The organism is Lacinutrix sp. MEBiC02404, from assembly GCF_053601575.1.
This window is the reverse complement of sequence record NZ_JBSHNV010000153.1, coordinates 36,436-59,389: the sequence shown is the minus strand read 5'-3', so window position 1 is coordinate 59,389 and position 22,954 is coordinate 36,436. Positions and strand designations below refer to the sequence as shown.

Genomic DNA, 22,954 nt, shown 5'->3' with positions numbered 1-22,954 from the left:
TTCTAATTGGTTTCGAATCCGGTTCGGGGTGATAAAAACATATTAACTATTCGCTTCTTTTCTTTTTTTCCATTTACCGTAACCATACCAACCAAGTAGTAAAATTAAAAACGGAATTAAATAAGAAACGCGTTCTCCGCTACCACCAACAGTGGTAAATAAACGTTCCCAACGGATTTTGTTCTTTATACCTTGACCATCAGAATCCCAACTAAACCATATAAAAACAGGTTTACCTACCACGTGATCAAAAGGTACAAATCCCCAAGTTCTAGAATCTTGAGAATCATGTCTGTTGTCTCCCATTAACCAATAATAATCTTGCTTAAATGTGTAGTTAGTTGCAAGGGCATCATTAATAAAAATTTGATTTCCTTTTACTTGTAATGTATTGTTTTCGTATTCTGTAATAATACGTTTGTAAATTGGTAAAACGTTTAAGTTTAAGTCTACCGTTTTTCCTTTTTCAGGGATATATAGATTTCCAAAATAATCGTTATTCCAGTTATAGTTAGGGTCATGAGGGAAAATACCAGGATTTCGTTTTCCTTCTTCTTCTTTTAAAGGAATAATTTGATCTACTTTCGGGTTGTTTTTAAACTTCTCTAAATCTCCTTTATAAATTCCCATAAATTTATAAACATCTTGATCTACTTTACCAACTCTATTTGGATTCATACCATATCTATCATGAAGATATTGCAAGTTAAAGTCTTGATTATTTTTCGTTTTTACTAAATACGAAAACTGCAATTTCGCTCGGTCTGGTAATTCATTTTGTTTTCCGTTTATAAATACATAACCATCACGAACAGATAAAGAATCTCCTGGTAAACCAACACAACGTTTTACGTAATTTGTTTTCTTGTCAATGGGTTTGTGGTAGTTTCTGTCTGGATGAGCAACAGACATACTATAGGAAGTATCTATTGGCCAGTTAAAGACCACAATATCATTACGCTTTATCTTTTGTAATCCTGGAATTCGCATATACGGTAAAGACAGTTTGTTGATCCAAGAAGTGTTTTTGTTTTCTAATTTGTCATCATATAAATACGATTTCTTTTTTATAAAAGGAATCGTGTCATGAACCATTGGTGCGGCAATAGTAGACATTGGTACTCTTGCTCCATAATGAAACTTACTTACAAATAAAAAGTCGCCAACTAACAAAGATTTCTCTAAAGAGGAAGTCGGAATTGTATACGGTTGCATGACATAAGTGTGCACAATAGTTGCAGCTACAATGGCAAATAATATAGAACTTACCCAATCACCAGATCCGGATTTAGGTTGTAAACTTCTATCTTTCACATAGGTTACGTCGGCAGCATAGTTTAAATAGTAATTGTAAAAACCTAAAGTAATAATAGCTAAAAAAGTATCTAAATGCTGATTTTTACCAAAGCTTCTAGCGGTTTCTACCCAAATTACAGGAAATAGGATAAGATTAACAATTGGCAAAAATAGAAAAATGGTATAGTACCAAGGTCTGTTAATAATTTTCATTAAAACCACAGCATTGTAAACAGGAACAAATGCTTCCCAAGCTTGTCTTCCTGCTTTTACATAAAGTTTCCAAGTTCCTAATCCGTGAATTACTTGAATACTAACGAAAAAGATAAATAATTGCGTAAATGTCATAATTTGTATACTAATAATTGCCTTCCAGCAATTGTTTTATTATTGTTAGTGATGTAAACGTTTTATACGTTACAAATACATTGCTAGTTAACTAATGTTTAACACATCTTTCATAGTAAAAACACCTGTTTTTCCATGAATCCATTCGGCAGCTACAACAGCGCCAAGTGCAAAACCTTGTCTGCTATGTGCTGTGTGTGAGATATCGATAGTGTCTACATTGCTTTTATAGGCAATGCTATGCGTTCCAGGAACGTCTTCTATTCTTTTAGCCGTAATTGGCAAAGCAGCTTCCGTTTCTGGGGCTAAGCTCCAAGAGGTGTAGCTATCGTGTTCTTTTATAATAGCATCTGCAAGGGTAATAGCTGTTCCACTTGGTGCATCTAGTTTTTGTGTGTGATGAATTTCTTCCATAGATACTTTATAATCTTTTAAAGTATTCATCATTTTGGCTAAGTAACTATTCAGTTCAAAAAAAATATTTACTCCTAAACTGAAATTAGAAGCATAAATAAATGCTCCTTTTTTTTCTTCGCATAAAGTAACAGCTTTGTCGTAATCTTCCAACCAGCCTGTAGTTCCAGAAATAACAGGGACATTTTTATTCAAACAATTAGAAATGTTTTTGAAAGCTGCAGAAGGTATACTAAAATCTATAGCAACATCTGCATCTGTAATATCATAATGGTCATCCATTGCTTTTGTAACAATTTTGTGACCACGTTGTAGCGCTATTTGCTCAATGGTTTTTCCCATTTTTCCGTAGCCAAGAAGTGCAATATTCATCAAAAATAAATTTTTTTGTTTCCGAGACATCGAAAACCTTATTAATAGCTATTTCAATTTAAAATTTAAAATTAATAGAGAGACCTAAATCTCCGGTATTATCAAATTCGTTAATTTTATAATGTGGCATAAAGGTTAGATTTTCATCTACATTAAATTGCAGTAAATGCGCATCTACATTAGCCCAAACAATATTTAATATATAGACACCAGCTGTAACTAAAAGGGATAACTCTTTGTTTCTACGGAGTGATTTTTGTGCTTCTTCTAAACCATCATCGGTAATAGAACCATAAAATTCATCGTCTGTATAACCCGCTAATCTACGTTTGTAGGCATCGCGATATCGATTATATTCGTTATGGTTGTCTAAATAGAAATATACTCCCGCACCAAGTCCGGCATAAATAACAGGAACTTTCCAATATTGTTTAAGATGTATATGTCCTAAACCCGGTAAAACTGCAGAGTAGAAGGCAGCGCGAGCAGGTGTTAAAGGATCTATGGGTTCTCTGGTACTAATTTCACCATCTATAATAATACCTTCTTTAGCTAGTTGTTTTTCTTCTTTTTTTAGCTCTTTTTCTTGTGCTAAAGCCGAAAAACTAAAACAAATACTACATATTATTAATAGGACAATTTTATTTTTCACTTTGTACTAACTTTTTAATTCTATTAAAATCTTCTTCGGAATGAAAAGGAATTGTAATTCTCCCTTTACCATTACTAGAAACTTTAACGTCTATTTTATGACCAAAGTATTCTGAAAAATCTTTCATGCCTTTTTTAACAAACTTTGGCAATTCTTCTTTTACTTTAGGTGGTACACTTACTTCTTGCGTAGCATTATACGTTCTTACTAAGGTTTCTGTATCTCTAACAGATAGCTTGTTCTCTAGTATTTTTTCGTAAATATCTAACTGAATAGATTGGTCTTCAATATTAATAATTGCACGACCATGACCCATGGAAATAAAACCATCTCGCATTCCTGTTTGAATAATAGGATCTAGTTTTAACAAACGTAAATAGTTTGCAATAGTAGAACGTTTTTTACCAACACGCTCGCTCATTTGCTCTTGTGTTAATTGAATTTCGTCAATTAAACGTTGGTAGGATAATGCAATTTCTATAGGGTCTAAATCTTGGCGTTGAATGTTTTCCACCAAAGCCATTTCTAAGCTTTCCTGGTCATTTGCAATACGAATGTATGCTGGAACAGAAGGTAAACCTATAAGTTTACTTGCACGAAAACGACGCTCTCCAGAAACTAATTGGTATTTGTTAAATGCTAATTTTCTAACCGTTATTGGTTGTATAACACCTAATTCTCTAATAGAAGAAGCTAATTCTCGAAGGGATTCTTCATTAAAATTAGTTCGTGGTTGAAACGGATTCATTTCAATTAAATCCAATTCTAATTCTACAATATTACCAATTACTTTATCGGCATTTTTGTCTTCTGCATTATTTATATCGTTGCTAGGATCTTTTAAAAGAGCTGAAAGCCCTCTGCCTAAAGCTTGTTTCTTGGTTGCCTTCGCCATAATCTAGGAGTTTTTTGTAATAACTTCTTTTGCCAAACTTAAATAATTACTTGCACCTTTACTAGAAGCATCATAATTAATTATGCTTTCACCATAACTTGGTGCTTCGCTTAAGCGTACATTACGTTGTATAATGGTTTTAAAAACCATATCGTTAAAATGCTTTTGTACTTCTTCTACCACTTGATTGGATAAGCGTAAACGCGAATCGTACATGGTAAGTAGTAAGCCTTCTATATCTAATTCCGGATTGTGAATTTTTTGAACACTTTTAATCGTGTTTAATAATTTACCTAAACCTTCTAACGCAAAATATTCGCATTGAATAGGAATAATCACCGCGTCTGCTGCTGTTAAAGCATTTAAGGTTAATAAACCTAAAGAAGGAGCACAGTCAATCAAGATAAAATCATAATCATCTTTTACTTCTTCCAATGCTTTTTTAAGCATGTATTCACGTGCTTCTTTATCTACCAATTCAATCTCAATAGCTACTAAATCTATATGGGAAGGAATAATATCTAAATTAGGAGTATCTGTTTTAACAATGGCTTGTTTCGCAGTATTTGTATGCTCTAAAAGTTGGTAGGTGCCAATTTCTACTTCTTCTACATTAATACCCAAACCAGATGTTGCATTGGCTTGAGGATCTGCATCAATTAAAAGTACTTTTTTTTCAAGTACACCAAGCGAAGCAGCTAAGTTTATTGAAGTTGTAGTTTTGCCAACACCACCTTTTTGATTAGCAATTGCTATAATTTTACCCATTAATTTCATTTGATTTAAGGAACAACCAAAAATACGATTATTTATGGGTTTATAAAATGGAAGTTGTTAACAGTTGGTTAAAAGAAATTATTAATTTATAAATGCAGTATACATATACGTTTTTGGAAGCCTTAATATTTCCTTTTTTTTAGGATTGCGAAAGATTAATCTTACGTATAATTACTTTTTTATGGTGACGTGCGTAAAATATAGTAGCTGATTTACAGGAGTTTAAGTGCTTTTGTTCTATCTTTAATATCTATTAATCAACTTCTTAATTATGAAAAAAAATAATATTATTTTTCAAAAGTCCCTACCTGTAATCCTACTATTCGTATTTTCTTTAACGGTACAATCGCAAATTAAAAAGACGGCAAGTGTGGAAGGTATTTCAGAATATATGCTAGACAATGGTTTAAAAGTACTCTTGTTTCCAGATAATTCGGCACAAACTATAACGGTAAATATTACGTACAAAGTTGGTTCTCGTCATGAAGGCTATGGAGAAAAAGGAATGGCGCATTTATTAGAGCATATGGTGTTTAAGGGCACCCCAAACCATCCAAATATCCCGGAAGAATTAACTTCACATGGTGCACGACCAAATGGAACTACTTGGTACGATCGTACCAATTATTTTGAAACGTTTAATGCTAATGAAGATAATCTAGATTGGGCTTTAGATCTGGAGTCGGATAGGATGTTAAATTCATTTATAGCAGAAAAGGATCTTCAATCTGAATTTTCGGTGGTTAGAAATGAATTTGAAATGGGAGAAAATTCGCCATCCAATGTGCTTCTAGATAAAGTAGTTAGTGCGGCGTATTTATGGCATAATTACGGACAATCAACCATAGGGAATCGTTCGGATATTGAACGTGTGCCTATTGAAAATTTAAAAGCATTTTATAAAAAATATTATCGTCCAGACAATGCCGTTTTAATGGTAACAGGAAAGTTTGAAGAAGCAGACATGTTAACTAAAGTAGTAAAAAAGTTTGGCGTACTTAAAAATCCAGGCGGTCCTTTAAAAGACACCCCAACTATTGAGCCAGCGCAAGATGGAGAAAAAAGAGTGACGCTTAGTCGTGTCGGCGATTTACAAATTGTATCTGCGCTATATCATATTCCTGCAGGATCTCATGAAGACGCAGCGGCGCTAGCAGTTGCAGAGTTAATACTTACCGATGCTCCTTCTGGTAGATTATATAAGGCATTGGTGAATGAAAAAAAAGCATCTAGCATTTGGTCTTTTGCGCCTTTTACAAAAGAACCTGGCTTTATGTATATAAATGTGGATGTGCCTTCTGATAAATCCTTAACGGCAGCAGAATCTACATTTTTGTCTGTTTTAGATAATTTAGGAACTACTCCAGTAACCGAAGAAGAAGTTAATCGTGGAAAAGCAAAATTTTTAAAGGAAGCGGATGCTATTTTTAGAAATTCTTCCCGATTAGGAACTTTTATGAGTGAATTTATTGGGGCAGGAGATTGGCGTTTAGCATTTATCTTTCGGGATCGTGTAGAAAGCATGACAGCAGAGAAAGTGAATGCTGCAATACAACGCTATTTAATTAAAACCAATAGAACGGTTGGTGTTTTTATTCCAGAGAAAAAACCAATGCGGGTGGAAATAGAACATACGGAAGGTATTGCCGCTTTGGTAACTAATTATAAAGGAAAAGAAGGAATGGGAGCAGGAGATGCTTTTGATGTTTCTTTTACAAATATTCAAAACACATTAAACTCGGGAACTTTAAGCAAAAGCCCAATAGAATATGGTTTTATAAAAAAGAATAATCGAGGTAAAACAGTAACCGTTTCCTTTACTAGTAGAACAGGAAATGTCGATGCACTAATGAATAAAGGTCTTGCGGCAAGTTATACCGCAAAAATGTTAAACAAAGGAACGAAAAGTAAATCGAGACAAGATATTGAAGATAAATTAAGTGCGATTAAATCTTCGGTTAGTTTTAGTGGATCTAATGGTAAGATAACGGTAAATGTTAACAGTACCGAAGAACATCTTACCCAAGCTTTGTCCTTAATGGCAGATATGCTTAAGAATCCGTTGTTTGACGCTACGGAATTGGATAAGCTAAAAACGGAAGCTTTGGCAGGTCTTGAACAAAACAAAACAGACCCTCAGTTTTTAGCAATTAGAGAAATGGGATTATTAAATCAGCGCTATAAAAAAGGGCATCCATTTTATAATATGTCTATAGATGAAGAGATTAGTGCAATTAATGCTATTACACCAAAAGAGCTTCAAGCGTATTATGATGCGTTTTATGGGATTTCAAATAGTGCCAATTTAGTTGCCATTGGAAATATAGATGAAGAAGCATTAAAAGGTTATTTTGAAAAGGAGTTTGGAAACTTTAAATCGGATTTAGCGTACACAGCAATTAGTGATGCTTTTGAGGAGAATAATGCGGTAAATAAAAAAATAAAAACACCAGATAAAAAGAATGCTATTTCTTTCGGGATATTGCCAATAGCGACTAGTAAATATGATCCAGATTATGCAGCACTTCAAATGGCTGGTGAAATTTTAGGAGGTGGTTTTATAAGTTCTAGAATAGCAAATCGTTTACGCCAACAAGATGGCGTAAGTTATGGTGCTGGAGGAAGAGTAAATGTAGATGATGATAAAAACGATAACAATTCTGCAGCTATGGTTTATGCTATTTATGCGCCAGAAAATGCAGCAAAAGTACAACTTGGCTTTACGGAAGAAATTGCACGTTTTATTAAAGATGGTGTTACCAAAGAAGAGCTAAAAACCGCTGTGGATGGTTGGATTCAAGAACAAAGTGTTTCTAGAGCAAAAGATGATGAGCTGTCCAGAGTTATTAATGATAATATGTATTTTGATCGGGATTTAAATTTTCAAAAAAATATTGAAGCGCAAGTAAGTAGTCTTACGGTGGAAGATGTAAACAAAGCTATTAAAAAACATTTTAAAACTTTTGAAGCATGGACTGTTGTAAATGCAGGAGATTTTGAAAATTTTGAAATTACCAAAGAAGTTAAAAAAGTAGATTAATTTAAGACGCTTTAATACCATAAAACTAGCCAACCAAAACAATTTGGGTTGGCTAGTTTTTATTTTAGCTATCCTCTTAAACCCATAAAATACCCGCAGTCTTTTTATTCAATTGCGCATATAATAAATCCAAGAATAATTTTCGATACATTATTAATTGAATTTCATCTATTAAGTACTCGTGTTGTTATCGAAAATTAGTTATCCATTTAAATATTCATTTCGTTTAAACTTAATTCCTTTTCTAATCAAATATGCGTGGTAAGCACTTGGTATGTCGTGCGTCCATTTTGGTAAAATTAGAGTTATTAAAATTCGATCGATATGTGAAATCAATCCCATAATTATAGCTAAAGTAAATGGGATTCCTGCGTGATTAAATCCTATTAAAGAAGTAAAAGCAATTAATAATGTGATACCCCAAATTTTCGAGAGAAAGGCGTGCGTGCAAGTTTCTTTCTTAAATTTTATTAGACTTATTGCATAACAAGCTATTTCCATTCCAAGAATTGTCCATATAAAAATGGCATTCTCAGAAATCAGTTTTGGATATAGTATCCAAGTTGCGAATCCAATAGACAACCAAAAGAGCATATCCGTTTGACTATCCATACGTCGTAATTTCTCTGAAGATATATTTTGCTTTCTTGCAATTATGCCGTCTAATATATCAGAGATTAGTCCTAAATACATCAATACAACAATGGTTGTTTTGGAATCTTCTCCAATGAAATAGGCTAAAGCCAAAATAATAGGGGCTAATAATAGTCGAAATAGTATTAATGAAATTGGTATGCTCATTTTGATTTTGTTAATGTATTTGCTTGTTTAGCCAACCAATTTAGTAAACTAAAACGAAGCGGTTAAAAAACGCAAAGAATTTTCCAAGAAGGCGTAAACCCAGTAATTAAAGCTACTCCTTGTTACAGGTGTTTTTTATAATTCTTTAGATCTTCCTTATGGATTTTGTAATTACATCTATTCTTGTTCGAAAATAACGTTTCTTTCCGTGTTTTTCTTATACGTGTTCTTAGGAATAACGACTCTGTTCGCAGCGGCACAGTAGTTTTTACTATTTGGATTTAGAATATAGTCGAGTTGATATGCAATCATTTTTTCAAAAGGAATAAGAAAATCTTTCGTTTCGCATTGTTCTAAATCACCTTTCTTAAGTAAATTTAAGACGGTATATACAGACTCAATAGTACTAAGACAAAGAGATTCTGGCTGTTGTTTGATAATAAATTTGGATTCGATTGTATTATCAAAACTCACTCTATTCAATTTTTGCAAATTTGTACTTAGTTTAAGTATTTTGCGTGCACAAGGCCAAGTGCCATCGATAAGGAAGATATGTGGATTAGTGCCCATAAAAGAATTTATTTCTGAACTGTTTCTAATCGATAGGTTGAAATTATCTTTTCCAGGATAAAGTAAAAAAGAGGAATTTTTTTCTTGATTCAATATTTCATTTACACGCTTATTATTGGTGAAATCTACGCCGACTATAATTTCTGAATTTTCAAGTTGAAGCTTCGTCATATGCCCAGTTCCGTTTTTTTCTTTTTTGTACTCCTTTGGGTGCATAAGAATAATAAAACGAGTCTTCGTTTGGAAAGGATTAATGTGTTTGCATATACATGTGCTGGAAGGTCTCATGCATTTGTAACATTCTATTCTTGGGCTTTTGATTTCTACTTGCAAGGGGATCTTTTGTTTTTCTAAGTGGCTATACCTTTTTGGTATTGCTGATTTTAATTCTATTTTCAATTTCACTAGCATAATAAATTAAAGTCAATTCATTCTTTTCGTTCTTTTCCATTTCCCAATGAAATGACTTTATTCCAGTTTCAATACTTTTAATTTTGTTTTTTAATCGGTCATAATAAATCAAGTCATTATTGGCTTTCGTGTGAACGCCACTTTTAATCGGATTTGAATTCCACTTTTGCAAATAAACGCCGTTTTCTGTTCTATAAAACCAATCTCCGAAGAATTGTTTTTCAAATACATTTTTTGGTTCCGTTTTTAGGTGCAGGTAAGCAGGTCCAAATCGTATTTCACCAGCGTATTTGCTCCATATTTTTGAGTCCGGAAAAGAAGTCATAATCGACCAATCTTTTAATGCATCCGACCAAATATGATTATAGGAATCAAATTCCACATTTTTATTATTTTGCTTCCGTTGTAATAAAAGAAGAAGGACTAAAATTCCAATCACTATGTATCCTATTGTTACTGTCTCCATTATTAATATAAACGTATTGGTATGTGGTTTTTTGCGTGTTAAAAACTCTAATTTAATGAATAAAAACCGAATAGAAAATCTCCAAATGTTTTCCGATAAGGCGAGAACCTATTAATTAAAAATACACGATGTTATGTCGCGTAGTTTTTTTGAAGTTGTAATTCTGTTAGATATTTCTCTGTGTATTTTTCTCCAAAATTGTCAATAGTAATTGCGAAAGTGAAATGTAAAATCAGTGCTGTAAATATTCCAAAAAGTACAGAATTTTTGCTTAAAAAGGACATTACCAGAATAAGTATAACTATCAAAATGCCATAGGTTAATTTGAGCCAAAAGAAGGATTGCATTGCTTTTTCCATTGCTATAGTTTCTGTTTTTAGAAAATCCGTTTTATTCTTTTCATAAATCGAAATCTTGTCATCAATTTTCTGTTGGTATTTTAGATATATCGGAAACATTACAGCCATTTCTAAAATACCAATTACAATCATAGTTGTAGCAAAACTTTTATGATTGGAAAATATTAAAAAAAGTAAACCAACGATTACCGAAACAACACCGATTATTCCGGTGAAAAGGTATAATGTTTTTTCGCTTTTCAAAAAATCGGCTACTAATTCCATAATTACAGGTTTGTTTTTCAATACTATGCTTTTACTATTTGCTCTGCTTTCAGTTTATAGTCCAAATATAAAGTTTTGTTCATTTCATACATATCAATAAATCCACCAACTTCAATCCTTTCTAATAATATAAGGTTGCATTTTTGAATTCGTGGAAATTTTTCACCGTTGTCGATGCAATCTATATCATAATGACCTTTTGCGTGTAAAACTATACTTCCGTTTTGAATGTGTTGATATATATAATTGAAGCTTAATGTAGCTTTTTTATCATCAATTAGCTTAATTGTCATTTCAAATGGTCGGTGCGAATGTCCCCATTCTTTATTAAGTGCATTAAAACTGTTTTCAAATGCTTCTACGCCAACTAGATTTCCACTAGGACTCAACCATTCAAAATCATTTTTGTAAAGTAGTTCACTAACCAAAGAGAAATCTGTATTCTTGCTTTCATACAATGAAAAGAAGCGATGCATCATTGCCTTAATTCTATAAATTCGCTGTTGTTCTAAAGTATCCATCTATTTTGTTTTTATTTATAAGCAAAGGAAACTTTTTTTTAAGTTAACGGACTTGTCATTTGGCAATTAATGCTAAACTCTTGAAATTGATTTTCGTATTCTACTCAAAGAAAACGGTGTTATTGCTAGAAATGAAGCAATAGGATGTAATGGCACTCTTTGCAATATAGTTGGATAGATTTTTAAAAAATTCAAGTAAGAAGCCTTTGCGTGAAGATTAAGTAAACTTCTTTGGAAATGAATTTTCTCATTCTGGTATTGTATTAAAAAATAAACCCCAAGATGCTCTTGAAAACGGAATAACCGAACAATTTGTTTCTGCTTGCATGGATCCGGAACTCACAGAGAATTTTAAAAAAAAAAGCAAGTTATGTTGCAAACAAAATCATTTTCTTTCCTAAAGTATGATGTTACTTCATTTTCTTTATTATTCATAAAGCAAAAACGAAACACGTCATTTATTAGAAATGCTATTTGGTCACATTTATCTCTACTTTCAAGAAAAAATCCGGAAGCTTTATCATTTTTACTTTAGTGTGATTAATTATTAGCAGCGTATTTTCTTTAGATAACTTGATGTAATTATTCAGATGTTGGATTAGGTCATTTTTTATATTAATCAGCGAATTTCTTTAACGTGCTATTACATCACTTTTAAGAATTCTATCCCGCAAATAGATTCGAGTATCCTTCGTTTGGTGTTGCTGTTGCCCCGAAAATATAATTTTTTAACGAAGCTATTGTTAGTCAATCAGTATTTCTAATATCTTAATAGCGGCTTCACTAATTTTTGTTCCAGGACCAAATACGGCAACAGCGCCAGCATCAAATAAATATTGGTAGTCCTGCTTAGGTATTACACCACCAACAATAACCATAATATCTTCGCGACCATATTTTTTAAGTTCCTCAATTACTTGAGGGACTAACGTTTTGTGTCCTGCAGCTAAAGACGAAACACCAAGAATGTGTACGTCATTTTCTACTGCTTGCTTAGCAGCTTCGTGTGGGGTTTGAAAAAGTGGACCGATATCTACATCAAAACCAACATCTGCATAACCAGTTGCTACTACTTTTGCGCCACGATCATGACCATCTTGTCCCATTTTTGCAATCATAATTCTTGGACGTCGTCCATCTTGTTCCGCAAATTTGTCGGCCAGTTCTTTCGCCTTTGCAAAAGATTTATCGTCTTTTATTTCTTTACTATACACACCAGAAAAGGATTTTATTTGTGCTTTATAACGTCCGAATTCTACTTCTAAAGCATCACTAATTTCGCCTAAAGTAGCTCTTTCTCGAGCTGCAATTACTGCTAAAGCTAATAAATTCTCTTGACCTGTTTTAGCTGCTTGTGTTAAATTTGCTAAAGCTTGGTTTACTTTTTCGGTATTTCTTTCGGCTTTAATTTTATTTAAACCTTCAATTTGTTGTAAACGTACCGTTTGATTATCGACTTCTAAAGTAGCAATAGCATCTTCTTCGTCTAAAACATATTTGTTTACACCAACAATAATATCTTGACTAGAATCTATTCGTGCTTGCTTACGTGCCGCAGCTTCTTCAATTCTAATTTTCGGAATCCCAGCTTCAATAGCTTTCGTCATTCCTCCAAGTTCTTCAACCTCTTCAATTAAAGTCCATGCTTTTTGAGCAATATCATGCGTTAGTTTTTCTACGTAATAACTTCCTGCCCAAGGATCCACCGTTTTTGTAATATTGGTTTCTTCTTGTAGAAATATTTGTGTGTTTCTTGCAATACGTGCCGAAAAATCTGTGGGTAGCGCAATAGCTTCGTCTAAAGCATTGGTATGTAAAGATTGCGTGCCGCCAAATGCAGCAGCTGCAGCTTCAATAGTTGTTCTTGCAACGTTGTTAAAAGGGTCTTGCTCTGTTAAACTCCAACCAGAAGTTTGACAATGCGTACGTAAAGCAAGTGATTTTGTGTTCTTCGGATTAAATTGTTTTACCAATTTAGCCCAAAGCATTCTGGCAGCTCGCATTTTAGCAATTTCCATAAAATGGTTCATACCAATTGCCCAAAAGAAAGAAAGTCTAGGAGCAAAAGTATCAATATCCATTCCTGCGTCTAATCCTTTTCTAATATATTCTAAACCATCTGCAAGTGTATATGCTAATTCAATATCACAAGTGGCCCCAGCTTCTTGCATGTGGTATCCAGAAATACTAATGCTATTAAATTTAGGCATGTGCTTACTCGTGTATTGAAAAATATCTGAAATAATTTTCATGGATGGTGTAGGAGGATAGATGTAGGTATTACGTACCATAAATTCCTTTAAAATATCATTCTGAATCGTTCCAGCAAGCAATGCTGGTGATACACCTTGTTCTTCTGCAGCAACAATATAAAATGCCATAATTGGTAAAACAGCACCATTCATGGTCATAGAAACCGACATTTTATTCAAAGGAATCTGGTCGAACAGCACCTTCATATCTTCTACAGAATCGATTGCTACTCCAGCTTTACCAACGTCTCCAACCACACGTTCGTGATCAGAATCGTAACCCCGATGTGTTGCTAAATCGAAAGCAACAGAAAGTCCTTTTTGTCCAGCTTCTAAATTACGTCTGTAAAAGGCATTACTTTCTTCTGCGGTCGAAAATCCGGCATATTGCCTAATCGTCCAAGGTCTTCTAACATACATGGTAGAATAAGGTCCACGAAGATTTGGTGCAAGTCCTGCTACAAAACCTATATGTTCTACATCTTGTAAATCTGCTTTATTGTAATTCGATTTTACAGTAATGTCTTCCGCCGTTTTAAAAAGGCTATTCGCTGCAGTCTTTTGACTTTTAGCTTCCGGATTTAAAGTAATATGTTGGATGTTTTTTCGCATTATTCTACAGTGATTTTTTCAATGAATGGGTTGAAATTTTGATCTGTTTCTGAGTAAATATTTATGGAAAATGTTTTATGCTTTGAACTAATTAAATATATGTTATTATACATTAAATAATCTTTATTGTTTGAAATTTTATATACAGCTTTAAAAACTTTAGTTACATAGTTTTCAGAATATGCCGCGGTTATTTTTTCACAATTGGTTTTAAGAAGTTCTGCATAGTCGTTACAAGATTTTGAAAGTATTCCTAATAATTGAGAAGACTCTTTTCTAGCAAATGGTATATACTTCATCATTTTTACATTAATAAGAGTAGAGGAGGCTATATCCTTAAAAAAGTAATTATTGCCTTTAGAAAACTTTAAAAAATTGAAGCGTTTCTTCTCTAGTTCTTTTTCATCGGAATCTTCTAAGGCATCAATTAATGTTTCGTAATCATTTTCAGAATATTCCTGAAAATAAACAGGAAGGAATATTTTAATATTGTCTTTTTTAAGATCAAAATAGGAGCCAGGAAGTGAACTTCTTTGTAATTGACTTTCCGTTTTTTGTTGACAGGAAAACATAAACAAAGTAATAATTAGAGTAATTATTTTAAATGCTTTTATGTTTACTGGTTTCATCATTAAATCTTTACTGCTTTGCTGGACGCTTATTAAAATCTACTTTAGAATTATTTGAGTTTTGTATGATATTAGGTTTCGCTGTGTCTCTTTTAGTAGCTTTAAGTCTGTTAAAATCTACATTTGTGAAATCTGCTTTTAATATTTCGACATAAAAATACTCTAAGGCAACATAAATAGATAAATATTTATCAACATGTACTTTATGTGTTTTAGACTGTAAAGCTGGATTAAATAATTTTTTGGACAAACTATTGGTTGTTAATAAAGCATTAAACGTAGTTTTTATATCCTCTTTTTTCATGTTTTCTCCAATACAGTGCATTAAAGAGTTTTTATAATTTACTCCTTTTTCACTTATAAAACCAGCTTCTTTTAATGCGTTAGCTATTGCTACCGAATGTTTAGAAGCAAAAAGAGTAGGGTCTATCTTTTTGTTTGTAGCTCGTTTTGTGAAAGTATTGTAAGCAAGAGTTTTGTTTTGTTTTAATAGATCGTAAAAAGGAGTCATATCTTTTTCAAAAGAATATAAAGCTTCATTTAATAATTTGTTATCTGTGTTCTCGCAATTTATTACTGGCGTTTCTTCTGCAAACTGATAATCTGAAAAAGAAGAGCTTTCTTTTTTGCAGCTTGAAAAGTTAAAAATTAAGATTACTATTAAAAGTTTAATACTACTGTTTCTCATGTGTTTATATTTAATATTTTTAATTGGTCACATGTGACATCCTTTTAGTCATTTCATTATAGCATAAAGTATGCGTTAAGGATGTTTCATGATTTAATAAATTTATTTTTCGGTTTTTAATCTTTCTTGTTCTATTTTCTCAGCCAAACGTCTTTCAATAATGGGCTGTATTAAGGTTTTTCTAATATTTGTTTTTACAAAAGGAAAGAGTTCTAATTCGTCTTTCATGGTATCGTTTTTATTAGGATGTTTATTGGTTCCTAATAAAACGATTTCTCCAGCATCAAACTGTTCTTGTTCTTTGGTAGCACTTTCTTTTATTTTTCTTTGAATAGTGCCTTCTTTTAATTGGCTTAAAAAACCACCTTTTGCTTCAATATCTTTCAATAATTCTAAAGCCTTTTCCGCTAGTTGATTCGTTAAGCTTTCAATATAATAAGAACCTTCGGAAGCATTTTCTACCACGTCAAAATAGCTTTCCCTTTTTAAAACTAATAGTTGGTTTCGTGCAATACGTTCGCCAAATTCATTGTCTTTATGGTAAATAGCATCATAGGCTAAGTTACAAATAGTATTTGCTTCACCAAGAATAGCACTCATACATTCGGTAGTGGTACGAAGCATGTTTGTGTTATAATCGTAAATCGTTTTGTTGCGTTTTGTAGGGGTTGCAACAATATGGCAAACGGCTTCTAGGTTATATTCTTTAACTAAGCTGTTACATAATAAGCGTAAAGCACGTAGTTTGGCGATTTCGAAAAAGTAGTTTGTGCCAACAGAAACATGGTAAGTGATTTGAAGCGGTTGCTTTGTGGTACTTGCAATAACATTTAAATATTCATTGGTTTGTGCCATGGCATATCCCAATTGCTGCACCATAGTTGCTCCAGCATTTTGGTATAAAGAAACATCTATAGAGAAGGAGTTGGTGTTTTTTACAATAGCTTCAAAATGTTGATGGTCTTCTTTTAAGTTTGTAAACCAATTTCCGGTTTTGGCAAGGTTTCCAATAATGTCGTTGTAAATGTGAAAGTTGCCTTTGTTAGCGTTCTTTGGACTGCGTTGTAGGAGATAGTTGTTGAGTTCTTTTACGAATTCGGAATCTAAAAATTGTAATTCAAAATATAAGGTGGTTTCTAAATTTATATTTTGGAGTAAATCGTTTATAGAAACCTCTTTATTAGGAATAATAAACAGAATACTTTCTGCACCACGTTCTAAAATATCAATAGCTTTTTTGTTACTTAATGCTATATCATAAACAAAAATAGATTGGCCAATAGACCAATCTTTTGGGCCGGTAATACTCTTAAAAGGCGCTTTAAATTCATCGGCATGATAAAATGGTTTTACATCAATACCTTCATTGGTTTTCCAAATTAAGGTATCATTATAATCTGCTCCTTTTAGGTCTACTTGTATTTTTTGTTTCCATTCTTTTGAAGAAACTTTGTCAAAATCATTAAATAATTTTTTAGTCATCCTTCTCTGTTTTTAAGCTGTCTTCGTATTCAATAATATAAATCTCTTCGTTATCACGCTTCATATAATATTCTTCGCGTGCAAATTTTTCTAGTCCTTCGTCAGTACTTAGCTTTTTAAGTCCTTTATTGTCTTTTTCAATTTCCTTAATATAGAACTCTTTTTCGTCTTCTAGGTCGTTAAGGTCATTATTTAATTCGTTGTGAATGAGTAAGGAATTGGCATCAAAAAACAGCATCCAAATAGCGAATATGGAAAAAATAATAAGGAATATGTTTTTAAAATACTTTAGCATTAACTTATTCTTTCGTTTATAATAGTTCTAACTATATCTACAGCAACGGTATTGTATTTATTGTTTGGTATAATAATATCTGCATACTCTTTCATTGGTTCAATAAATTGTTGATGCATTGGTTTTAATGTATTTTGATAACGCGTTAGCACTTCGTCTATATTTCTGCCGCGTTCTGCAATATCCCGTTTTAGTCTGCGTATTAAACGCTCATCGCTATCTGCATGTACAAATATTTTAATATCAAACATATCCCGTAATTCCCGATTGGTAAGTATTAAAATACCTTCTACAATCATTACTTTTCTTGGCATGGTATGAATAGTGTCCCCAGTTCTGTTATGCTTTACAAAAGAATAAACAGGTTGATCTATTGGATTTCCGTTTTTTAATTCTTTTAAATGTTCTGCTATTAAATCAAAATCGATACTTCTAGGATGGTCGAAATTAATTTTTGTTCTTTCGTTTAACGATAGGTGAGATGTGTCTTTATAATAATGATCTTGTGAGATTACACCAACTTCTCCTTCTGGTAATTCGTTAAGTATTTGGTCTACAACGGTTGTTTTACCACAACCAGTTCCACCAGCAATTCCTATAATAAGCATGAATATTTATTTTGATTTGATAGGCAAATTTAAGATTATTTCTTCGGAATTATTTTAACTATTCCAACATTTTCTATTCCTGCATAAATATAACCGTCTGGGCCTTGACGAACACTACGTAATCTGCCAATACCATCTAGTAATTTTTCTTCAAAAACAACCTTGTTATTTTTAAGTACACATCGGTCTAAATACTGAAATTTTAAAGAACCAACCAAAAGGTTTCCTTTCCAGTTTGGGTAGATGTCACTTGTTATAAATGTCATGCCGCTTGGTGCTATGGAAGGATCCCAATAGTGAAGTGGTTGTTCCATTCCTGGTAAACTGGTTTTATCTGTGATTTTTGTGCCATGGTAATTAATTCCATAGGTGATTTTTGGCCAACCGTAATTTTTCCCAGCTTTAATAATATTAATCTCATCGCCACCACGCGGACCATGTTCATGCGTCCAAATTTCTCCCGTAATAGGATGTTTAGCCATACCTTGCGGATTTCTATGTCCGTAAGAGTAAATCGCTTTTTTTGCATTTGGAATATCTACAAAAGGATTGTCTGTAGGAATAGAGCCATCATCCATTAAACGATATACTTTTCCGCCATCGCGAGTAATGTCTTGCGGATTAATATCTCTTTTGCCACGTTCTCCAATCGAGAAATATAAGTAGTTGTCATTGTCAAATTCTATTCTAGAACCAAAGTGTTCCCCAGCAGTTGTGTTTGGTAAGGCTTTATAAAGTACTTCTTTATTTACAAGTTTGTTTCCTTCTAGTTTTGCTCTCATAATGGAGGTATGTGCACCTTCATTTTCATCATTAGACGATGCGTAAGAAACATATAACCATCCGTTTTCTTTGTAATTAGGATGTAGCTCTATATCCATTAAGCCACCTTGCCCAAGAAGCACTATTTCGGGCAGATTAGAAATGACTATTTTCTTGTTTTCTTTAAAAAGAATCATTTTCCCAGATTTCTCGTTGATTAAAATAGAACCATCCGGAAGAAAAACAAATCCCCAGGGATTTTGTAATTCCGGAACAATTACTTCGTAAGTATGTGCCGTTTTTATTGGGTTTTTATCTTGTGCGCAAGAATTAAAACTAAGTGAAATTAACGTTAATAAAAGGAGAAAAGGATGCTTCATAATTAAAAATATAAAAAGTATTTACAATTTACATCTTTTTATAGTTTGTTTTTCAAGAAAAGGTATATATTTGCAATCCTTAAATGATAAAACATTTTCGGGGTGTAGCGTAGCCCGGTTATCGCGCCACGTTTGGGACGTGGAGGCCGCAGGTTCGAATCCTGCCACCCCGACTACTAAAGCTTCAGCATATGCTGGAGCTTTTTTTATTTCTACACGTTTATATTTAATCGCTATGTCCTAAAAAAAATTAACTTTAGGCATATGAAATTAAAAGCTATTGTTCTAATTTTGGGTTGCTTATGCTGTAATACTAGTTTTGCTCAAACTTCAGCGTACACTAAAATAGACCTAGAGAAAATAGCAGATTCTATATATTTCAACAAAACAGAATCATACCATACTAATGATTATAATGTCTTGCAGGACTTAAGATATCAAATTATTTCCAAGTATAAGGACACTTCCAGTATTCACTATAAAAGAGCTCTATTTAAAAAAGAAGCTTGTAACGCCATTTATTTTCAATATAATTTAAAGTTTGAGGAAGCTATAGTTGCTTCCAAAAAAGCTTTATACATCTATAATAAGTATGCTATAAACGATCTTTTTTTTAAGGGACATGTTTCCAAATATTTATACGAGCAATATTATTTTAATAAAAATGCCGAAAAAGCATTAGAAATAGCAAAGGCAACCAAAACTATTTTTAAAGACACTTTGGTGTATAATCATCGTCTAGTTGCAGAGGCTGAATTTAATATAGGTTTAGTTCTTGGTAAGTTTGGAGATTATTCCAAAGTGATACATCAAGAAAAAAAAGCCATTAATCTCAATATTTCAAATAACAGAGAATATACGGTAGATGTAGCTATTCAAAAACATCATCTAGCACTTACCTATGGTTTTATTGGCTATTATAAAAAAGAATTAGATACGTATTTAGATGTGGTTCGTATTTGGGAAAACGTGACGCATAAAGATAAAAGTTATTTAAATATTGCTTACGGATCTTTAAATACTTGGTATATACAACATGGAGATTACGCTAAAGCGGAAGAATATATTATTAAGGCCGAAAACCTTATTGAAAAGCACAAAGGCAATCTCAACCATTGGTCTAATGAAGCATATAGAGGAAGAACCCAAGTTAATTTATGGAGTCATTATGCAAATCTGTACTTGCATAAAAAAGACACCTTAAAGGCGATATCCTATAATGATAAGATTTCCCATTTCTTTACTAATTATGACGAGAATGATACACGGAATAACCCGAGAAACCTTTCGTATTATAAAAATTTTATTAATATAGGAAAGCGAAGTGAGCTACGGTTTAGAGCGAATCTTTTAACACTTAAAAATCCGAAAGAGGCCATAACTATTTATGAAGAAATTCTGAAGCTACCTCTATTTGATTTAAACGACAAGTTACATCTTATCCATTTATATCTAGAACAAAAAGCTTATGCAACTGCTACATTAAAATTGGATAGTTGGTTAAATAAAGCCATAGAAAAAAAGGAATCTTACGACTTAATGCATTTAAGAGGCGAAAAAGCACATCTTGTTTTTTTACAGGATAATATAGATGAAATGCATACCTATTACACGTTGGCTTTTCAAGATTTGTATAACAATACTACTAAACCGGTTTCTATTAAAGACGTTCTTTATCAAGATTGTAAGCCATACAGCGGTAAGGATTTTATAAACTTACTTTTAATAGCAAGCAAAGATTATAGTGATGCTTTTACAAGAACAAAAAGGAAAGATTATTTAGACATAGCGCATAATTTAAGCAAATTAGCTTCCAATGCTTTTTCTCATAATTATTTGTTTTCGGAGTTTAATGATACTACTTATGATATCGTTGTTCAGATTAATGAACAGGTTTTAAATACTTCCATTCTTTTGGGAAATGAATCTATTCCGAATCGTATTCTAGAGCAAATTGAAGAATCGAACTCCAAAATGAACTGGCGAAAATTTTTAAAAAGTAACCAAAGAAAATTTATAAATATTCCGGATTCTATTTTAGATATAGAAAGCGATTTAAAAAACGAATTTCATTTTTATAAAAAACAACTTTTTTTAAATAATACATCAGATAAAAATCGGAAAATAATTAAAGAGAAAATCTTTGATTTAGAAATGAGTATCGATAGCTTGGATGTCTGGTTCCAAGAAAATTATAAATCCTATTTTAATCAAACCCTTCAGAATTTCGATTTAAAAGCACTAAAAGAAAAACTAAAACCGAAGCAACGGATTATTAAATATTGTTTTACACAAAATGCGGTGTATGCTTTTACCATTTCTAAATGGAAAACCAAACTTACAAGAATTGCCGATAAAGTAGTGCTTAGTGCGTTGCTTGAAAAGTCTATTCCTGCTATAAAAGATATTAAAATTGGCGATTACACAGAAAACCTGCATCAGTTATATACCTTATTGCTGCCAAGTTCCGTTTTAGAAAATGGGAATTCTGAAGATTTAATTTTTGTCTTAGATGATTTACTTTACTATTTTCCTATGGAAATTTTATTAGATGCTCATGGAGAATATCTCATAGAAAACCACAGCGTGAGTTACGCAAGTTCACTTCTTCTTTTTAATGAACAAATTAAAGTAGAAAAATCAAAGAATAATAAACTAGGTATTTATGCGCCCACTTATAAAAAAAATGATTTAAATACTGATAATAGAGTTGGAAAGGGCGAATTAATTGGTGCAGCTTATGAAGCATCGCAGATTAGTAAATTATTAAATTCGGATGTTTATTTAGGAGAAGAAGCTAGTAAAGAAACCTTTTTGACCACAGCAAATAAGTATAGTATACTTCATTTGGCGATGCATTCTTCTATAGATAATACAAACTCAGAATTTTCTAATTTAAGTTTTGGTAATTCAGAACAACAAAAGCTGTTTATTTCAGAACTCTATAACGTATCCCTAAATGCAGATCTTGCTGTTTTAAGTGCATGTGATACGGGAATAGGGCATTTAAAAAAGGGAGAAGGGTTGACTAATGTCTCTAAGGCGTTTACGTATGCAGGAGTGCCAAGTACGGTTACTAGTTTGTGGAAAGTTCCAGATAAAGAAACATCGCAAATAATGGAATCCTTTTACAGGTATTTAAAAACAGGAGTGCCTAAAAACAAAGCATTGCAAAATGCAAAATTAGATTATTTAAATACCGTTGAAGATGGCTTTTTAAAACATCCTTTTTATTGGGCAGGCTTTGTGCTCTCGGGAGATATTTCGCCTATTGAAATGGGAACTAGTTATTGGTGGTTGCTTTTCATTATAATTCCAGGTTTTCTAATTCTTTTAAGAAAGCGATTACTCCAGGTTTTTGATTAAAAGAGTAGCTTCCTTCGCTTTAAATTGAGATTGCAATACTAATTGCTTTAGCGTTTTTTTAGATGCCTCTGTATTATCATTCTTTAAATAAGCCAACGCTAAGTACCATAAATTTCGATCTTGTAGCGTATCTGATTTTTTAACATTCGTTTCTAATATAGCTATTGCTTCCTTTGTCTTATCTAATTGTAACAGTGTATTTGCTTTGTAAAATGAAATGGTCTGGTTTGGTTCTTTATTTAAAATTTGATCAAAATATAGATTTGCATTTTCATAATCTTTAGTCTCATAAGCAGCAAACGCTTTAGATTGCAAATCTTCTTTATGTTCCCCTCTAACTATAGGTTGCACAATATTTCTATACGGTTCAAAGTTGGAAGCATACAGCTTTTCGTTTTGATTACTAGATGGCGAACTAAAAAATAGTAGCCAAGAAGCACCAATTAGCAGGATTAAACTAGCTACAATTTGCCAAGATTTAAAAAGCTGTTTTTCTGGAGTTTTATCCCAATCCTGAATTTCTTTTTTTATTTCTTCACGATCATTTAAAACTAAAGTATCTTTCAATTCTTTTTGAAATTCAAATTCTGCGTTAAGATCTTTATCTTTTGCTAATAAAGCATGGAGAGCTTTCTTCTCTTCCTCAGAGAGTGTTCCTTCAAAATATTTATTTATATAATCTGATGTATTCATT

At 32.4% G+C, this 22,954-nt stretch carries 20 protein-coding genes and 1 tRNA gene; 3 read left to right on the top strand and 18 right to left on the bottom strand.

Going from position 1 to position 22,954, the window contains the following annotated elements; genetic code table 11:
• Nucleotides 1-42 precede the first annotated feature (42 nt).
• The 5 genes from lepB to ACVCXO_RS06690 all read right to left on the bottom strand — a co-directional run bounded on the left by lepB (nucleotide 43) and on the right by ACVCXO_RS06690 (nucleotide 4,745).
• Nucleotides 43-1,644, bottom strand: a complete 1,602-nt coding sequence (gene lepB, locus ACVCXO_RS06710; RefSeq protein WP_452228820.1) for a signal peptidase I — start codon at nucleotides 1,642-1,644, stop codon at nucleotides 43-45.
• Between the two features lie 87 nt (nucleotides 1,645-1,731).
• A complete protein-coding gene (dapB, locus tag ACVCXO_RS06705; RefSeq protein ID WP_452228819.1) occupies nucleotides 1,732-2,430 on the bottom strand; it encodes a 4-hydroxy-tetrahydrodipicolinate reductase in 699 nt (232 codons plus the stop codon).
• 58 nt (nucleotides 2,431-2,488) lie between these two features.
• Entirely contained in the window at nucleotides 2,489-3,082 is a 594-nt protein-coding gene (locus ACVCXO_RS06700; RefSeq protein ID WP_452228818.1) for a DUF5683 domain-containing protein, read from the bottom strand.
• Complete coding sequence (locus ACVCXO_RS06695; RefSeq protein ID WP_452228817.1) at nucleotides 3,072-3,977, bottom strand: ParB/RepB/Spo0J family partition protein; 906 nt, start codon at nucleotides 3,975-3,977, stop codon at nucleotides 3,072-3,074. The genes ACVCXO_RS06700 and ACVCXO_RS06695 overlap by 11 nt, the downstream gene beginning before the upstream one ends.
• A 3-nt stretch (nucleotides 3,978-3,980) precedes the next feature.
• A complete protein-coding gene (locus ACVCXO_RS06690) occupies nucleotides 3,981-4,745 on the bottom strand; it encodes a ParA family protein (RefSeq protein WP_452228816.1) in 765 nt (254 codons plus the stop codon).
• A 280-nt stretch (nucleotides 4,746-5,025) separates the two neighbouring features.
• Between ACVCXO_RS06690 and ACVCXO_RS06685 the strand changes: the two genes are divergently transcribed.
• Nucleotides 5,026-7,794, top strand: a complete 2,769-nt coding sequence (locus ACVCXO_RS06685; RefSeq protein WP_452228815.1) for a M16 family metallopeptidase — start codon at nucleotides 5,026-5,028, stop codon at nucleotides 7,792-7,794.
• Between the two features lie 201 nt (nucleotides 7,795-7,995).
• Here ACVCXO_RS06685 and ACVCXO_RS06680 read toward each other — a convergent pair whose 3' ends face one another.
• From ACVCXO_RS06680 to ACVCXO_RS06625, 12 genes are all read right to left on the bottom strand, one after another.
• Nucleotides 7,996-8,595 carry a CDP-alcohol phosphatidyltransferase family protein gene (locus tag ACVCXO_RS06680; protein WP_452228814.1) on the bottom strand — a complete coding sequence of 200 codons (600 nt, stop codon included), beginning with the start codon at nucleotides 8,593-8,595 and terminating at the stop codon, nucleotides 7,996-7,998.
• Between the two features lie 177 nt (nucleotides 8,596-8,772).
• Nucleotides 8,773-9,564, bottom strand: a complete 792-nt coding sequence (locus ACVCXO_RS06675) for a tRNA-uridine aminocarboxypropyltransferase (protein ID WP_452228813.1) — start codon at nucleotides 9,562-9,564, stop codon at nucleotides 8,773-8,775.
• On the bottom strand, nucleotides 9,524-10,042 hold the full coding sequence (locus tag ACVCXO_RS06670; protein WP_452228812.1) for a hypothetical protein: 519 nt from the start codon (nucleotides 10,040-10,042) through the stop codon (nucleotides 9,524-9,526). The genes ACVCXO_RS06675 and ACVCXO_RS06670 overlap by 41 nt, the downstream gene beginning before the upstream one ends.
• A 131-nt stretch (nucleotides 10,043-10,173) precedes the next feature.
• On the bottom strand, nucleotides 10,174-10,686 hold the full coding sequence (locus ACVCXO_RS06665; RefSeq protein ID WP_452228811.1) for a hypothetical protein: 513 nt from the start codon (nucleotides 10,684-10,686) through the stop codon (nucleotides 10,174-10,176).
• A 2-nt stretch (nucleotides 10,687-10,688) separates the two neighbouring features.
• A complete protein-coding gene (locus ACVCXO_RS06660) occupies nucleotides 10,689-11,186 on the bottom strand; it encodes a hypothetical protein (RefSeq protein ID WP_452228810.1) in 498 nt (165 codons plus the stop codon).
• 743 nt (nucleotides 11,187-11,929) lie between these two features.
• Nucleotides 11,930-14,053: a methylmalonyl-CoA mutase gene (gene scpA / locus ACVCXO_RS06655; RefSeq protein WP_452228989.1), complete on the bottom strand. Its 2,124-nt coding sequence runs from the start codon at nucleotides 14,051-14,053 to the stop codon at nucleotides 11,930-11,932.
• Nucleotides 14,050-14,682 carry a hypothetical protein gene (locus ACVCXO_RS06650; RefSeq protein ID WP_452228809.1) on the bottom strand — a complete coding sequence of 211 codons (633 nt, stop codon included), beginning with the start codon at nucleotides 14,680-14,682 and terminating at the stop codon, nucleotides 14,050-14,052. The genes scpA and ACVCXO_RS06650 overlap by 4 nt, the downstream gene beginning before the upstream one ends.
• Nucleotides 14,683-14,689: 7 nt before the next feature.
• Entirely contained in the window at nucleotides 14,690-15,367 is a 678-nt protein-coding gene (locus ACVCXO_RS06645; RefSeq protein ID WP_452228808.1) for a hypothetical protein, read from the bottom strand.
• 102 nt (nucleotides 15,368-15,469) lie between these two features.
• Nucleotides 15,470-16,849, bottom strand: coding sequence for a methylmalonyl-CoA mutase subunit beta (locus ACVCXO_RS06640; RefSeq protein WP_452228807.1), 1,380 nt, complete (start codon nucleotides 16,847-16,849; stop codon nucleotides 15,470-15,472).
• Nucleotides 16,842-17,144, bottom strand: coding sequence for an FtsB family cell division protein (locus tag ACVCXO_RS06635; protein WP_452228806.1), 303 nt, complete (start codon nucleotides 17,142-17,144; stop codon nucleotides 16,842-16,844). Before ACVCXO_RS06635 ends, ACVCXO_RS06640 begins: the two co-directional genes overlap by 8 nt.
• Nucleotides 17,144-17,752: a uridine kinase gene (gene udk / locus ACVCXO_RS06630; RefSeq protein WP_452228805.1), complete on the bottom strand. Its 609-nt coding sequence runs from the start codon at nucleotides 17,750-17,752 to the stop codon at nucleotides 17,144-17,146. The genes ACVCXO_RS06635 and udk overlap by 1 nt, the downstream gene beginning before the upstream one ends.
• Before the next feature lie 35 nt (nucleotides 17,753-17,787).
• On the bottom strand, nucleotides 17,788-18,894 hold the full coding sequence (locus ACVCXO_RS06625; protein ID WP_452228804.1) for a PQQ-dependent sugar dehydrogenase: 1,107 nt from the start codon (nucleotides 18,892-18,894) through the stop codon (nucleotides 17,788-17,790).
• A 98-nt stretch (nucleotides 18,895-18,992) separates the two neighbouring features.
• Here ACVCXO_RS06625 and ACVCXO_RS06620 point away from each other — a divergent pair.
• Nucleotides 18,993-19,067 (top strand) — tRNA-Pro (locus tag ACVCXO_RS06620).
• Nucleotides 19,068-19,158: 91 nt separating this feature from the next.
• Complete coding sequence (locus tag ACVCXO_RS06615) at nucleotides 19,159-22,260, top strand: CHAT domain-containing protein (RefSeq protein WP_452228803.1); 3,102 nt, start codon at nucleotides 19,159-19,161, stop codon at nucleotides 22,258-22,260.
• On the opposite strand, the gene ACVCXO_RS06610 is transcribed toward ACVCXO_RS06615, so the two are convergent.
• A complete protein-coding gene (locus tag ACVCXO_RS06610) occupies nucleotides 22,240-22,953 on the bottom strand; it encodes a tetratricopeptide repeat protein (RefSeq protein ID WP_452228802.1) in 714 nt (237 codons plus the stop codon). The two genes, ACVCXO_RS06615 and ACVCXO_RS06610, sit on opposite strands and share 21 nt — an antisense overlap.
• Nucleotide 22,954: the final 1 nt, after the last annotated feature.